General features: G+C 58.6%; 13 protein-coding genes. 3 read left to right on the top strand and 10 right to left on the bottom strand.

The window, feature by feature from the left end; genetic code table 11:
- Window positions 1-87: 87 nt before the first annotated feature.
- Together PSPTO_RS27360 and PSPTO_RS27365 are read right to left on the bottom strand one after the other, a co-directional pair.
- The gene (locus PSPTO_RS27360) at window positions 88-525 is read right to left on the bottom strand and encodes a DUF4399 domain-containing protein (RefSeq protein WP_005767059.1); all 438 of its coding nucleotides are present in this window, start codon (window positions 523-525) and stop codon (window positions 88-90) included.
- Between the two features lie 137 nt (window positions 526-662).
- Complete coding sequence (locus PSPTO_RS27365; protein ID WP_024666025.1) at window positions 663-1,298, bottom strand: 2OG-Fe(II) oxygenase; 636 nt, start codon at window positions 1,296-1,298, stop codon at window positions 663-665.
- 141 nt (window positions 1,299-1,439) lie between these two features.
- Here PSPTO_RS27365 and PSPTO_RS27370 point away from each other — a divergent pair, with 141 nt between their 5' ends.
- Window positions 1,440-2,198 (top strand): DUF2059 domain-containing protein, encoded by a 759-nt coding sequence (locus tag PSPTO_RS27370; RefSeq protein ID WP_005767063.1) that lies wholly within the window; start codon window positions 1,440-1,442, stop codon window positions 2,196-2,198.
- Window positions 2,199-2,248: 50 nt separating this feature from the next.
- Window positions 2,249-2,440 carry a hypothetical protein gene (locus PSPTO_RS27375; protein ID WP_005767065.1) on the top strand — a complete coding sequence of 64 codons (192 nt, stop codon included), beginning with the start codon at window positions 2,249-2,251 and terminating at the stop codon, window positions 2,438-2,440.
- On the opposite strand, the gene PSPTO_RS27380 is transcribed toward PSPTO_RS27375, so the two are convergent.
- Entirely contained in the window at window positions 2,437-3,378 is a 942-nt protein-coding gene (locus tag PSPTO_RS27380; RefSeq protein WP_005767067.1) for an alpha/beta hydrolase, read from the bottom strand. The genes PSPTO_RS27375 and PSPTO_RS27380 overlap by 4 nt on opposite strands.
- 273 nt (window positions 3,379-3,651) lie before the next feature.
- Here PSPTO_RS27380 and PSPTO_RS27385 point away from each other — a divergent pair, with 273 nt between their 5' ends.
- Complete coding sequence (locus PSPTO_RS27385) at window positions 3,652-6,039, top strand: penicillin acylase family protein (protein ID WP_011105414.1); 2,388 nt, start codon at window positions 3,652-3,654, stop codon at window positions 6,037-6,039.
- Window positions 6,040-6,344: 305 nt separating this feature from the next.
- On the opposite strand, the gene PSPTO_RS27390 is transcribed toward PSPTO_RS27385, so the two are convergent.
- The 7 genes from PSPTO_RS27390 to PSPTO_RS27420 all read right to left on the bottom strand — a co-directional run bounded on the left by PSPTO_RS27390 (window position 6,345) and on the right by PSPTO_RS27420 (window position 13,768).
- The gene (locus PSPTO_RS27390; protein WP_005767071.1) at window positions 6,345-7,226 is read right to left on the bottom strand and encodes an ABC transporter permease subunit; all 882 of its coding nucleotides are present in this window, start codon (window positions 7,224-7,226) and stop codon (window positions 6,345-6,347) included.
- Window positions 7,223-8,143, bottom strand: coding sequence for an ABC transporter permease subunit (locus PSPTO_RS27395; protein ID WP_005767073.1), 921 nt, complete (start codon window positions 8,141-8,143; stop codon window positions 7,223-7,225). The genes PSPTO_RS27390 and PSPTO_RS27395 overlap by 4 nt, the downstream gene beginning before the upstream one ends.
- On the bottom strand, window positions 8,140-9,282 hold the full coding sequence (potA, locus tag PSPTO_RS27400; RefSeq protein WP_005737104.1) for a polyamine ABC transporter ATP-binding protein: 1,143 nt from the start codon (window positions 9,280-9,282) through the stop codon (window positions 8,140-8,142). The genes PSPTO_RS27395 and potA overlap by 4 nt, the downstream gene beginning before the upstream one ends.
- A gap of 126 nt (window positions 9,283-9,408) precedes the next feature.
- Window positions 9,409-10,962 carry an IS66-like element ISPsy5 family transposase gene (locus tag PSPTO_RS27405; RefSeq protein ID WP_011105416.1) on the bottom strand — a complete coding sequence of 518 codons (1,554 nt, stop codon included), beginning with the start codon at window positions 10,960-10,962 and terminating at the stop codon, window positions 9,409-9,411.
- A gap of 17 nt (window positions 10,963-10,979) precedes the next feature.
- Window positions 10,980-11,339, bottom strand: a complete 360-nt coding sequence (gene tnpB / locus PSPTO_RS27410) for an IS66 family insertion sequence element accessory protein TnpB (RefSeq protein WP_003409203.1) — start codon at window positions 11,337-11,339, stop codon at window positions 10,980-10,982.
- Window positions 11,340-11,374: 35 nt separating this feature from the next.
- Entirely contained in the window at window positions 11,375-12,499 is a 1,125-nt protein-coding gene (locus PSPTO_RS27415; protein WP_011105417.1) for a polyamine ABC transporter substrate-binding protein, read from the bottom strand.
- A 171-nt stretch (window positions 12,500-12,670) separates the two neighbouring features.
- Window positions 12,671-13,768 (bottom strand): polyamine ABC transporter substrate-binding protein, encoded by a 1,098-nt coding sequence (locus PSPTO_RS27420; protein WP_005767078.1) that lies wholly within the window; start codon window positions 13,766-13,768, stop codon window positions 12,671-12,673.
- Window positions 13,769-13,795: the final 27 nt, after the last annotated feature.

The following is a 13,795-nucleotide window of genomic DNA, read 5'->3' on the forward strand; positions in this document are numbered from 1 at the left end:
GACGCGGAGCGTCGCACGATAATTGAAATTATCGGGACTGCCGTTCGTGACGCTGTGCGTCACACCCTCTCAGGTGAAATCAACTACCTACTTCACATTGATCGTGACCTTCTTCGACTCGACCGAAGGGTTCAGCGGCATGTGGCCTTTGTCGCCCATCAGCAATTGCAGAGTGTGCTGGCCTGGCGGCAGGTTGAGTTCGGTTTCGGTCTGGCCTTTGCCGAAGTGGCGGATGTTGTCGCTGACCGGCAACGGCATATTTGCGGCGGGCTGGTCTTTCACATCGATCAGCAGGTGGTGGTGACCGGTCTCGGGCACGTCCACACCGGCTGGCGCGACGCCCATGCCTTTGAGGCCGAATTGCACCTTGAACGGCGAGGTCACCGTTTCGCCATCATTGGGCGAAATGATGTACACCTCGGCACCTTCAGGCGATGCGGTCTGCGGCATTTCTGCAGCGCTGACCAGCATGGACGCACTCAGCAACAGACCTGCTACCACCGTTCCAGAAAATAAGGATTTCATGATTGCTCCAGTTACAGTTGACGTAAGTCCGACCCTGCCCACGACAATCCGTCGGTTCAGGTGTGCTCACGATAGACCGCTGCCGGGCTCAATGGCTCACCACATTCATGAAACAGTTTTCATGAGGCATAACGGCATTACTGGAACAGCTCATTGCCTCGACGCCTGAACCAGCCGGTCAATGAAAGCCGGTCACGGGTGGCGGGCATGACTTCGTGGGGAATGTCACCCGAGAGAAACACCACCAGGCAACCGCCTGCAGGCTGGACGTCATAAGCCAGATCGTCCTTGAGGTACATGCGCAACTGACCGCCATGCTCCGGCAGCCAGGCATTATTGAGGTAGAGCACCACCGACACCATGCGCTTGTCATCGTCACGAAAGCGATCCACATGCCGCAGGTAGCGGGCACCTGGCGGGTACAGGGCAAAGTGGCTTTCGTAATCTTGCAGCCCCAGAAACAGACCGCGATTGAGCGCCTGGCGCAAGCTGTCCATCAGTTCCAGGTAGCTGTCGCAACACTCCACCTGCCCAGGCTCGAGCCACTGAATACGATCACCACGAATGCCTTCGCGAATTTCCTGTGCCGGCCCTTTGCCAACAGCGGCAGGCTCAAGCTCGCCTTCGGCTGCACGTTTGCGGCACTCTTGCGCAAGCTCGAGGGTCAGAGCTTCCGGCAGGAAAATATTCTGCTGCGACCAGCCATTGGCGGCCAGGTCGTCGACGATTCTCAGCAGCAGTGGGTGGTCAGAGGGTATGCGCATGACGTGCATAGTATCCATAAGCCCTGAAATTCGACAGAGGCGTATACACGCGGTATCAATGGCGCGAGATTTCATTCGCAAACGGCACTCATAACTCGACAAATCCACGCTAACACCCGGAGAATAGCGGCCTGCCGACAGGAGTCCCCAATGCGTCGTTTGTTTGTTTTGCTGTTGATGTTCTGCACCTCGCCTGTCTGGGCAGACAACTACGATCAGTTGTACAAAGCTGCAGGCTGGCCGGAACAGCGCGCGCATTTCAACGATGCTCTCAAAGCGGCCCAGCAGCGTTACAGCAATAACCTGCCGCCAGCAGTTTTTCAGGCGCTGGTGGCCAACAGCAATCAGCGTTTCGCACCGCAGGCAATGGACCAGCGCGCTTCAAAACGCCTGCGTGAAAGCCTCAATGACCCCACACCATCGCTGCAGTTTTTCCAGTCACCGCTGGGTCGCAAGATCGTCAATGCCGAGCTGACCGCGACCCGCGCCGATCAACTGGCCAAGCACGCCCAGGGCATCCCGCACATACAAGCGGATGCAACGCGCCAGTTGCTGATCGGTCATCTGGCCCAGGCGCTGCCCGCCAAACAGGCCGGTGCCGAAGTCAGCCTTGCCATTGCAGGCGTTGCGGCAGACAGCCTGAGCCAGATGATCCCCGGCCTGTTGGGCGGCGGTCAGGCGCAGGGCATGCTCGAAGGCCAGCGCGAACGCCTGATGGCACAGATCAGCGCCGACCTGAACAACACGCTGCTGTATGTTTACCGCGACCTGTCCGACCCGGAGCTTGAAGAGTTCTCGACGTTCGCCGAGTCGCCGCAAGGCAAAGCCTATTACCAGGCCGCACTGGCTGCGATTCGCGCAGGGCTGGCAGTGGGGCAAAGTGCATCGAGCCTGAATCCCGGACAGTAAACACCGTTCAGGCCCTCAAGCGCCTGAGGTCAAGGAATGGAAGCAATCGCATGAAAGACTCTCTGGCCCTGCTGGCCACCGCTATCGTAATGTCCTTTTTCGCCTGGCTGTTCTGGAGTTCTCTGGGGCAGGATGCGTTTGGCGTACTGAGTCTGCTGATGGTGGCCGTGCTGGCCGCTGAAAACTTTCGCCTGCGCCGCCAGGTAAAGGCGCTGCTGGCAGACAAGGCTGCGAAAACCTAGCCCAGCCGCCCTTTCACGAAATCAAAGTACCTGGCCCGCAATTCCGGCGTTTCGTTGGCCAGATGATGCCGGGCGTGCCCCAGCATGAGAATGTGCGGCTGGCTGAACTTGTCTTTCAGGACCGCAAGGTTGTGCGACCAATCGACCGTCATGTCTGCGTCGCCTTGAATGATGATCGGGCTGCGCAGGCTGCGAGGAGCACTTTCGACGCGCACGATCCATTGCGCCAGCGCGCCGACCCAGGCGGTCGGCAGGCGACGCGGCTGCAACGGGTCGGCCAGCAGAAAAGGCAGGAACGCCGGCGCGTTGGAGTTCTCGGTGAAGCGCCGGGCAATGCCGCTCACGAAGGGCTTGAGCAGGCGATAGCTGAAACGCGACCAGCCCCATGCACGCGGCCTGACCAAGGGTGCCAGCAGAATGACTTCACCTTGCGCCGGAGACTCTGCGCCCTGATGCAGCAAGTGATCGATCACAATCGCGCCACCCGTGCTTTGCCCGCACAGATGCCAGGGGTGCGGCAGACCCAGGGAGCCGGCTTCAAGCAGCAGGCGCTGCAATACCACCTGATATTCGGCGAAATCGTTGATGCTGGCACGGCTGCCGCTGGATAATCCATGCCCTGGCAGGTCGCAGGAGATCACTGCAAAACCCTGGGTCAGCGCCCATTCGATGACATGCCGGTACAGGCCCATGTGGTCGTAGAAACCATGAAACAGAAACAGCGTCGCGACCGGGCTTTCGGGCAGCCACACTTGCCCGACAATCTCATAGCCGTCAACATCAAGGCGACCAAGCCAGCTGCGCACCACATTTTCACCGCCAAGGCCTGCAAGACCGTAGAAGCGCTGATACGCCTGACCGTCCAGAGAAAGGGGGTCAATAACGTTCAGCGCCAGCAGGCTGGCTCGCAGATTATCGGGGTCGAACGTGGCGGACATGGGGTTTCCAGATTCCGGCAAGGAAATCGTAAAGTTGTGTAACGATATTCTTCTGTCTACTCCGGCATGGCAAGCTATGCCGCCATAATCGACTGTCGTGATATTCGCCAGTTTGCCGCAAAGCTTCATAGTGTCGTAAAGACAATTGCCGCAAGCTTGCAGACTGACTCAGCCACCCGCTCAGTCGAGAGACCCGGCTTTGTCGCTAGCTGATTGCACTTTTGAAACTGTAGCCTGCATGGCCCCTGCCAGTTGTAATTTTCGAGAACCCGGATGAAACGCAGCCTTGTCATTCTAGCCATTATTATTGCCATCATCGCCGGCGGCGCAGGCTGGTACGTGAACAGCAAGCAGCCGGTCCGCGATGGCGAGATCGCCATGAGCCGTCTTCAAGCGCCCGTCACCCTGCGTTACGACGAGCGCGGCGTACCGCACATACGGGCTGAAAACGAAGCCGATCTGTACCGTGCGCTGGGTTACGCCCATGCCCAGGACCGGCTGTTCCAGATGGAAATGCTGCGTCGTCTGGCGCGTGGCGAGCTGGCCGAAATACTCGGGCCGAATCTGCTCGAGACCGACAAACTGTTTCGCACCCTGCGCATCCGCGAGCATGCTGACGCATACGTCGCACACCAGGACAAGACCACTGCGACCTGGAAAGCGCTGGAAGCCTACATCGACGGCATCAATCAGTATCAGGACACCCACGCAAGGCCGATGGAGTTTGACGTGCTGGGCATCCCCAGGCGGCGCTTCACTGCCGAAGACACGCTCAGCATCGGCGGCTATCTGGCCTACAGTTTTGCCGCCGCGTTCCGCACCGAGCCACTGCTGACCTACGTGCGCGACCAGCTTGGCCCGCAGTATTTGAAAGTGTTCGATCTGGACTGGCACCCGGACGGTATGCTGGACGCAAAACCGGCACTGGCCAGCGCCGACTGGAAAGGCCTGGCTGAACTGGCACAGTTGAGCCACAAGGCGCTGGAAGACGCAGGCCTGCCGCAATTCGAGGGCAGCAACGCCTGGGCGATTTCCGGCAGCCGCACGCAAAGCGGTAAACCTATTCTTGCGGGCGATCCGCACATTCGCTTCTCGGTGCCCTCGGTATGGTACGAGGCGCAGCTGTCTGCGCCAGGCTTTGAGCTGTACGGTCACTTTCCGGCGCTCAACCCGTTCGCGTTTCTGGGCCACAACATGGATTTCGGCTGGAGCCTGACCATGTTTCAGAACGATGACGTTGACCTGATTGCCGAAAAGACCAACCCCGACAACCCCAATCAGGTCTGGTATCACGGCCAATGGGTGGACATGAAGCGTACCGAGCAGCAGATCGCGGTCAAAGGTCAGGCCCCGGTCACGCTGACCCTGATTGAGTCGCCGCACGGCCCTATCGTCAATAACGTGATGGGCAAGAATGCCGGTCAGACGCCGATTGCAATGTGGTGGTCATTTCTGGTGTCCGCCAACCCCGTGCTTGATGGTTTCTACGATGCCAATCGCGCCGACACGCTGGACAAGATGCGCAGCGCCGCCGAGAAGATCCAGTCGCCGGGCCTTAATATCGTCTGGGCCAACGCCAAGGGCGACATTGGCTGGTGGGCAGCGGCGCAACTGCCGATCCGCCCGGAAGGCGTCAACCCGGGTTTCATTCTGGATGGCAGCACCGCGCAGGCCGATAAACTGGGTTTCTACCCGTTCAGCGCCAACCCGCACGAAGAAAACCCTGCGCGTGGCTACATCGTGTCAGCCAACTTCCAGCCACTGTCGCCGACCGGCATGCAGATTCCGGGGTATTACAACCCGGCTGAGCGCGGCCAGGAACTCAACCGGCAACTGAGTGATTCCAGCATCAAGTGGGACCTGGCGGCCAGCAAGGCCTTGCAGTTGAGCACACAGACCGATTACGCCCCGAGCATTCTCAGGCCTCTGATTCCGGTGCTGCGCAGCGCGATCAGCGACCCGGACGAACTCGCGCTGGTCGAGCGGCTGGCCAGCTGGAAAGGTGATTACCCGGTTGATTCGGTGGGTGCCACGCTGTTCAACCAGTTCCTCTTCGACCTGACTGAAGAGACTTTCCACGACGAACTGGACGATGCGCTGTTTGAAACCTTGCTGTCGACCCGCGCACTGGACTCCGCCTTGCCACGCCTGGCCGCCGATGCCGATTCGCCCTGGTGGAACAATCGCAATTCGCCCCACGAAGAAAGCCGCGCCAACACCGTCAAGGTGGCCTGGCGGGCCAGCGTTTCGCACTTGCGATCGCTGTACGGCACCAATCCGGACGAATGGCTCTGGGGCAAGGCTCACACTTTGACCCAAGGTCATCCGCTGGGATCACAGAAGCCGCTGGACAGTATTTTCAACGTCGGCCCGTATGCTGCGCCGGGCACTCACGAAGTACCGAACAACCTGTCCTCCAGCATCCGCCCTGCCCCGTGGCCCGTCGGCTACGGCCCCTCGACCCGCCGCCTCATAGACTTCGCCGACCCGGCCCACAGCCTGGGCATCAACCCGGTAGGCCAGAGCGGTGTACCGTTCGACAAGCACTATTCGGATCAGGCCAAGGCGTTTGTGAACGGCGAGTACGTGCCGCAGCGCTTTAGTGAGGAAGATGTGGCAGCGCATACCGAAGGCGTTTTGCGGTTGGTGCCGGGGGAGTAGCGATCGCCACAATTCCTTGTGTGGGACTTGTCCTCGAACTGTCGGGAACCGACAGTGAAACCGTTACACACGGTACATCAGGCACAACCGGGTTTGACTATCGTGCCAATGCTCCGCGTTGGCATGCATTTCGTGACGCTCCGCGTCACAAGTCTGCGTAGCACCGCGCTATCAAGATCGGACGCAGAGCGTCCAGAGCTGCGCTCCCACGCTGGAGCGTGGGAGCGATAGCCATTTGACTGGTCATCGTGCCTGCGCTCTGCGTAGGTATGCAGTTCTGGACGCTCTGCGTCCTGCCATAGCTGTCAGACAGCTGGCGCTCGCCTTGGGTCAGGCTGCGTCCAGGCGTCGGCAGCGCTTTCCTCGATGGCTTGCTGGATCGCGCGTTTGCGGTTGTTTTCAGCGCGGCGGGTGAAGAACCAGACAAGGAAGGTCGCCAGTGACACGGCCAGCAGGATCAGACTCGCAACGGCGTTGATTTCAGGCTTCACGCCCAAGCGCACAGCAGAGAACACCTCCATCGGCAAGGTCGTCGAGCCCGGCCCGGAAACGAAGCTGGCGAGTACCAGGTCGTCCAGCGACAGCGCAAACGACATCATGCCCCCGGCAGCCAGTGACGGCGCGATCATCGGGATGGTGATCAGGAAGAACACCTTCCACGGGCGCGCGCCCAGGTCCATTGCCGCCTCTTCGATCGACAGGTCCAGCTCACGCAGCCGCGCCGACACCACAACCGCCACGTAAGCCGCGCAGAACGTCGTGTGGGCGATCCAGATGGTCATGATGCCGCGTTCCTGCGGCCAGCCGATCATCTGCGCCATGGCCACGAACAGCAGCAACAGCGACAGACCGGTGATTACTTCCGGCATCACCAGCGGCGCCGTGACCAGCCCGCCGAAGAACGTCCGGCCCTTGAAGCGGCTGATGCGGGTCAGGACGAACGCGGCCATGGTGCCCAATGCCACTGCCGCAATAGCGGTGTAGCAGGCGATTTCCAGTGAGCGCATCACCGAGCCCATCAGTTGCGAGTTGTCCAGCAGGCCGACGTACCATTTCACCGACCAACCGCCCCAGACCGTCACCAGTTGCGAGGCGTTGAACGAGTAGATGACCAGAATCACCATCGGCGCGTAGATGAACAACAGGCCGAAAACCAGCATCAGGTTCGAGAATCGAAAGCGGTTCATGCCTTGCCCTCCAGCTCTTTGGCCTGACTGCGGTTGAACAGAATAATGGGCACGATCAGCACCAGCAGCATGATGACCGCCAGTGCCGAAGCCACCGGCCAGTCACGGTTGTTGAAGAATTCCTGCCACAGCACACGGCCGATCATCAGGGTTTCCGGGCCACCGAGCAGTTCGGGGATCACGAACTCGCCCACCACCGGGATAAACACCAGCATGCAGCCAGCGATCACGCCGTTCTTGGACAGCGGCACGGTGATTTTCCAGAAGCTGTTGAAGGTGCTGGAGCCCAGGTCGGACGCGGCTTCCAGCAGGCTGGTGTCGTGCTTCACGAGGTTGGCATAGAGCGGCAGGATCATGAACGGCAGGTAGGAATAGACCACGCCGATGTACACCGCCAGGTTGGTATTGAGGATCTGCAACGGCGCGTCGATCAGGCCCAGCCACATCAGAAAGGCGTTGAGCAGGCCGTTGTTGCTGAGAATACCCATCCACGCATACACGCGAATCAGGATCGCGGTCCAGGTCGGCATCATGATCAGCAGCAACAGCACGGTCTGCAGGTCCTTGCGGGCGCTGGCGATGGCGTAGGCCATCGGGTAGCCGATCAGCAGGCATAGCGCGGTGCTGATAAACGCCATTTTCAGCGAACCCAGGTACGCCGAAACGTACAGATCATCGCCGCTGAGCAAGGTGTAGTTGGCGAAATTCAGGGCCATTTGCAGCTTTTCGTCGGCGTAACTGAAGATCTCGGTGTACGGCGGGATCGCGACGTCGGCTTCGGCGAAGCTGATCTTGAGCACAATCAAAAACGGCAAGGCAAAGAACAGGAATAGCCAGAGGAACGGCACACCGATGACCATCTGCCGCCCGGTGGGTTTTATGCGCTCGAAAGCGCGCTTGATCTTGCGTATTTTCATGAGCGCAGTACCACGCCGCTGTCGTCTTCCCACCAGACGTAGACTTCATCGCCCCAGGTAGGTCGCGCGCCCTGACGCTCGGCATTGGCGACAAACGACTGCACCAGCTTGCCGCCCGGCAGTTCGACGTAGAACACCGAATGGCCGCCCAGGTAGGCAATGTCGTGGACCTTGCCGCGCGACCAGTTGTATTCGAAACCGGGTTGTTCAGCGGTGATCAGCAGTTTTTCCGGGCGCAATGCGTAGGTGATGTGCTTGTCTTCCACCGACGTACTGACGCCGTGGCCGACATAAATGTTGCGTTCCAGCTCCGGGCTGCGGATCAGCGCATGGCCTTCCATGTCCTCGATCACTTCACCCTCGAACAGGTTGACGCTGCCGATGAACTCGCAGACCAGACGGCTGGTAGGGGTTTCGTAGATGTCGATAGGGCTGCCGATCTGCGCGATCCAGCCCAGATGCATGATGGCGATGCGCTCGGCCATGGTCATGGCCTCTTCCTGATCGTGAGTCACCATCACGCAGGTCACGCCAACGCGCTCGATGATCTCCACCAGCTCCAGTTGCATCTGCGAGCGCAGTTTCTTGTCCAGCGCGCCCATCGGTTCATCGAGCAGCAGCAGCTTGGGCTTTTTGGCCAGCGAACGGGCCAGCGCAACACGCTGACGCTGGCCGCCGGAAAGCTGATGCGGCTTGCGCTTGGCGTACTGGGTCATCTGCACCAGCTTGAGCATTTCGGCCACACGGGCTTCGATTTCCGACTTGGCGAGCTTGTCCTGCTTGAGGCCGAAGGCGATGTTGTCGGCCACGGTCATGTGCGGGAACAGCGCATAGGACTGAAACATCATGTTGATCGGACGTTCGTACGGCGGCATGTCGGTGATGTCGACGCCGTCGAGGTAGATACGCCCCTCGGTCGGGCGCTCGAAACCGGCCAGCATGCGCAGCAGCGTGGACTTGCCGGAGCCAGAGCCGCCAAGCAGGGCGAAGATTTCGCCCTTGTTGATCTGCAGGGACACATCGTCCACCGCAATCGTCTCGTCGAACTTCTTGGTGACCCTATCGATCCTGACCAGCACCTCTTTGGGTTGCTGACCGCCTTCGAGGGCTTTCTTGTAGGCGCCGGAGGCAACTGCCATGGGTGAAACTCCCAACAGGTAGGCAACCCGGCCAATGCGGCCGGGTGCTGAATAGTTATTTGCCCGACTTGACTTTGGTCCGTAAGCGATCCACCAACCACACCTACCATCAGATGCGGCTTCCGTTTATCTTGGCATTTCCGGTGAGCAGTTCCACGGCAGCAACGCCTCATAGTCGGCCACCGACTGCGCAAGTGGCAACCTCTCCAGTACGTGGCGCAGCCACGTATAGGGCTCCTGGCCGTTGACCTTGGCGGTCTCGACCAAGCTATAGATCTGTGCACTGGCGGTGGCGCCTTTAGGCGTGTCGCTGAACAGCCAGGCTTTGCGCCCAATAACAAACGGCTTTATTGCGCGCTCTGCCGGGTTGTTGTCGATCGGTAAAAAGCCGGCTTCCACGTAACGCTTCAGCCGACTCCAGTTATTCGCCAGATAACCAACTGCCTTGCCCAGCACGCTTTGCGGCGTCACGTGGGACTGAGTTTTATCCAGCCAGCTTTTCAACTGAGCCAAGATTGGCAGGCTTTTCTCCTGCCGACCGGTAAAGCGCTGTTCGTCGCTGCCGTCTTTCAATTCGCGCTCGATACCGTACAGCTTATTGATCATCGTCAGCGCGATATCGGCACGCCCGGTCTTGCCCTTAGGTTGCACTTTTTGTGCTTCGACAAATTTGCGCCGCGCATGGGCCATACACGCCAAGCGCTCCACGCCCGGTTGTAACGCCAGCGCGTTATAGCCCGCGTAATCATCAGTCATCACATAGCCGCGATAACTTTCCAGCAGCCGTAACGGTACGTCCTGCGCGCGGCTGGAAGTGTAGTCGAACAATACGACTTTATGATCTGGAGGCCCGCTGGCCTGTACCCACATCCAGGATTGGCTGGTCGGGTCTCGATCTGGTTCTTTCAGTACCTGAACGCGGGTTTCGTCACAGTGGATGACCGGGCTTTCCAGCAATCGATCACGCATCAGATTTAACAGCGGCTGCAAATGTTCGCCGCACTGGATAATCCAGCGGGCCAACGTTTGACGCGGGATTTCTATGCCATGTCGGCTTAGCACCGTTTCAAAACGATGCAGCGGCAAGCCGTCGACATACTTGGTGGTCAGCAGCATGGCCAACACGCTGGGGCTGGCCATGCTCTTTTCAATCAACTGCGCAGGCTTGCCGGCTGTGACCGGTGCCGACTCACAGCCACGACAGCCGTAGACTTTGCGGATGTGTTTGATCACCCGAATCTGCATCGGCACGATATCCAGTTGCTCGCTGGTTTCCTCGCTGACGACATGCTTGCGGCAACCGCAGGCACAGGTCAGTTCGTGTTCGGGCAGCTCGTGGATGACTTCAATGCGCGGCAGATCAGCCGACAGTGGCTTGCGCTTGCCACGGCGTGGCGCAGGAGCAACTACTTCCTCATCAGCATCGCCGACCGGGAGCATAGGCTCGCTTTCAGGTTCATTGAACAAGGCAAGTTGAGGGGTATTAGGCTCGACGGTTTGTTCGGACTTTCGACCAAAAATACGGTCACGCAGCAGCTTGATCTGCTCTTTGAGATCAACGATGTGAGTGGCGTAGGCGTCTTTAACTTCCTGTTTGCGCGAGCGTGCTTCGTAGCTCTCAAGCAGCATCTGTTTGAGCAATACGGGATCGTCAGGAAGGTTGTCGGGCAATGGTCGCATGCCCTGGATTATACCCGTCAGGCAACAAACCTTGGAGTCAAAATCTTATGAGGACGGTTGCGCCACAGATCAAATCCATCCAGCAGCCAATTCAATTCCTGAACCGTCAGCACAATGGCTTCGTCGACATCATCTGGCGAGATTTTGAAACGCTCGGACTCGAGACGCTTGAGCCAAAGGCAGAAGCCGTTACGCTCCCAATACAAAATCTTCACTCGATTCCGGGATTTGTTGAGAAAGACAAAGAGCACCGGATCAAAGACCGCCACTTTAATATCCAACTCGACCAAAGCAGCTAAGCCATCGATGGATTTTCTGAAATCCACGGGTTTGGGATAGAGGTAGACTTTCTCGACTTTGGCGTCGGGTCGCATCATGGTGCTGGCTCCTGAAAGAAAACGGGAGCACAGCATCAGGCGTCAGCCAGTGGCTTGAAATGTGGGGTTCGTGGATCGGATACTTTGGTCCAGCTGCGGGTCATGAGACGTTGCACCTTGGGTGGCAACTCGCTGTTCACGAACAGACGGTCCAGCACTTCCTGAGACGGGTAGACCGCTGCGTCAGTACGAATTTTCTGTTCCATGAACTCGCCGGAGGCGGGATTGGGGTTGGCATAGCCGACTTCATCGCTGACCTGGGCAATGACTTTGGGGTCAAGCATGTAGTTGATGAAGGCGCTGGCGGCTTTGACGTTTTTCGAGTCCGCCGGAATCGCCAGCATGTCGAACCACAAGTTGCCGCCCTCTTTCGGGGTGCTGTAAGCGAGCTTCACGCCCTTGCCCGCTTCTTCTGCACGAGCCTTGGCCTGGAACACATCGCCCGAGAAACCTGCGGCAACGCATATATCGCCGTTGGCCAGATCGGTGATGTATTTGGACGAGTGGAAATAGGTTACGTAAGGACGAATCGCCATCAGCTTGGCTTCGGCCTTCTTGTAATCGGCTTCCTTGGTACTGTTGGGGTCCAGCCCCAGGTAGTTGAGCATGGCTGGCAGCATTTCATCGGCGGAATCAAGAAACGCTACTCCGCAACTGGACAGCTTCTTGATGTTCTCAGGCTCGAACAGCACCGACCAGGAGTCGATCTTGTCGACACCGAGCACCGCCTTGACCTTGTCGACGTTATAACCGATGCCGTTGGTGCCCCACAGGTACGGGACAGCGTACTGGTTGCCCGGATCGTTTTTCTCCAGACGCTTGAGCAGCGCAGGGTCGAGGTTTTTGTAGTTGGGCAGCAGCGACTTGTCGAGCTTCTGGAACGCGCCCGCCTTGATCTGCTTGCCGAGGAAGTGATTGGACGGCACCACCACGTCGTAGCCGGTGCGCCCGGCCAGCAGCTTGGCTTCCAGGGTTTCGTTGGAGTCGAACACGTCGTACACAGGCTTGATGCCGGTAGCGGCTTTGAAGTCTGCCAGGGTGGTCTTGCCGATGTAATCGGACCAGTTATAAATATGCACGGTGGATTCAGCCTGGGCACTGAGGGTCAGTGTCAGGCCGGCAGCCGCCAGCAAGGCTTTGGAAAAAATAGAAATAGACAAAGAATGAGTCCTTTTAGCAGAGGGGCCTGAGCGCCGGAGGGCGTCCGGAAAACCAAACCGGCGCGCAACTTACCGTCTATGCGTCCAACCAGCAAAGGTTTAGGCGATGTTCCTGTCTGTTGGAAGCTGCGCAGCCAGGGCTACGCAGCATCCACAGGTTTGATGACAGGCTTATTTACCTGACTTAATCTTGGTCCAGCTGCGGGTCATGATTCGTTGCGTGGCAGCAGGCAGGTCGGCGATTGCATACAGCTTGGCCTGGACGTCAGCAGGCGGGTAAACGCCCGGATCGCCGGTGATTTCCTTGTCGACCAGCGCCGTAGCAGCAGCGTTACCGTTCGGGAAGCGCACGGCGTTGGTGATTTCAGCCATGATTTCCGGCTTCATCAGGAAGGTCATGAACTTGTAGGCACCTTCAACGTTTTCGGCATCCTTGGGGATGGCAACCATGTCGTAGAAGCTGCCGGCACCTTCTTTGGGAATGTTGTAAGCAACTTTGACCTTGCCACCGGCCTCAGCAGCGCGCGACTTGGCCTGATAGATGTCACCCGAGTAACCGACCGCGACACAGATGTTGCCGTTGGCCAGGTCCGAGATGTACTTGGACGAGTGGAAGTAACCAATCGATGGGCGAATCTTCATGAACAGCGCTTCGGCTTCGGCAAGCTGCTTCTTGTCCTGAGAGTCGGTCGGGTAGCCCAGGTAATGCAGCGCGATTGGCAGCATTTCGGTTGGCGAATCGAGGAAGCTGATGCCGCACGACTTCAGCTTGGCGGCGTTCTCGGGCTTGAACAGCAAGTCCCACGAGTTGACCGGCGCGTCAGCACCCAGCGCGGCCTTGACCTTGTCCGGGTTGATGCCGATACCGATCGAGCCCCACATGTAAGGGAAGGCGTGCTTGTTGTCCGGGTCGCTGACCGACACGGCCTTGAGCAAGGATTCGTTCAGGTTCTTCCAGTTCGGCAGTTTGGACTTGTCCAGCTCCTGATAAACGCCCGCCTTGATCTGCTTGGCGAGGAAGTTGTTGGACGGTACGACGATGTCATAACCGGACTTGCCAGCGAGCAATTTGGCTTCCAGCGTCTCGTTGCTGTCGAAAACGTCGTAGACCACCTTGATGCCCGACTCTTTCTCGAACTTGGCAACGGTGTCCGGCGCGATGTAATCGGACCAGTTATAGACGTGCAGCACTTTGTCATCGGCCTGCGCAGCAGTGGCCACAACGCCCATCAGGGACAGCGCGAGAAGGGTCTTGCCAAATTTTTTCATGCGTAGCTCCAATGTATTTTTATCACT

Source organism: Pseudomonas syringae pv. tomato str. DC3000, assembly GCF_000007805.1.
In the GTDB taxonomy this organism is placed as follows: domain Bacteria; phylum Pseudomonadota; class Gammaproteobacteria; order Pseudomonadales; family Pseudomonadaceae; genus Aquipseudomonas; species Aquipseudomonas avellanae.

What these genes read in the sequence shown, in the direction of transcription:
- PSPTO_RS27380 (WP_005767067.1), bottom strand. Translation starts at nt 3,378, where the DNA reads ATGTCCGCCACGTTCGACCCCGATAATCTGCGAGCCAGCCTGCTGGCG.
- PSPTO_RS27420 (WP_005767078.1), bottom strand. Translation starts at nt 13,768, where the DNA reads ATGAAAAAATTTGGCAAGACCCTTCTCGCGCTGTCCCTGATGGGCGTT.
- PSPTO_RS27405 (WP_011105416.1), bottom strand. Translation starts at nt 10,962, where the DNA reads ATGCGACCATTGCCCGACAACCTTCCTGACGATCCCGTATTGCTCAAA.
- potA (WP_005737104.1), bottom strand. Translation starts at nt 9,282, where the DNA reads ATGGCAGTTGCCTCCGGCGCCTACAAGAAAGCCCTCGAAGGCGGTCAG.
- PSPTO_RS27395 (WP_005767073.1), bottom strand. Translation starts at nt 8,143, where the DNA reads ATGAAAATACGCAAGATCAAGCGCGCTTTCGAGCGCATAAAACCCACC.
- PSPTO_RS27360 (WP_005767059.1), bottom strand. Translation starts at nt 525, where the DNA reads ATGAAATCCTTATTTTCTGGAACGGTGGTAGCAGGTCTGTTGCTGAGT.
- PSPTO_RS27365 (WP_024666025.1), bottom strand. Translation starts at nt 1,298, where the DNA reads ATGCACGTCATGCGCATACCCTCTGACCACCCACTGCTGCTGAGAATC.
- PSPTO_RS27390 (WP_005767071.1), bottom strand. Translation starts at nt 7,226, where the DNA reads ATGAACCGCTTTCGATTCTCGAACCTGATGCTGGTTTTCGGCCTGTTG.
- PSPTO_RS27375 (WP_005767065.1), top strand. Translation starts at nt 2,249, where the DNA reads ATGAAAGACTCTCTGGCCCTGCTGGCCACCGCTATCGTAATGTCCTTT.
- tnpB (WP_003409203.1), bottom strand. Translation starts at nt 11,339, where the DNA reads ATGATGCGACCCGACGCCAAAGTCGAGAAAGTCTACCTCTATCCCAAA.
- PSPTO_RS27385 (WP_011105414.1), top strand. Translation starts at nt 3,652, where the DNA reads ATGAAACGCAGCCTTGTCATTCTAGCCATTATTATTGCCATCATCGCC.
- PSPTO_RS27370 (WP_005767063.1), top strand. Translation starts at nt 1,440, where the DNA reads ATGCGTCGTTTGTTTGTTTTGCTGTTGATGTTCTGCACCTCGCCTGTC.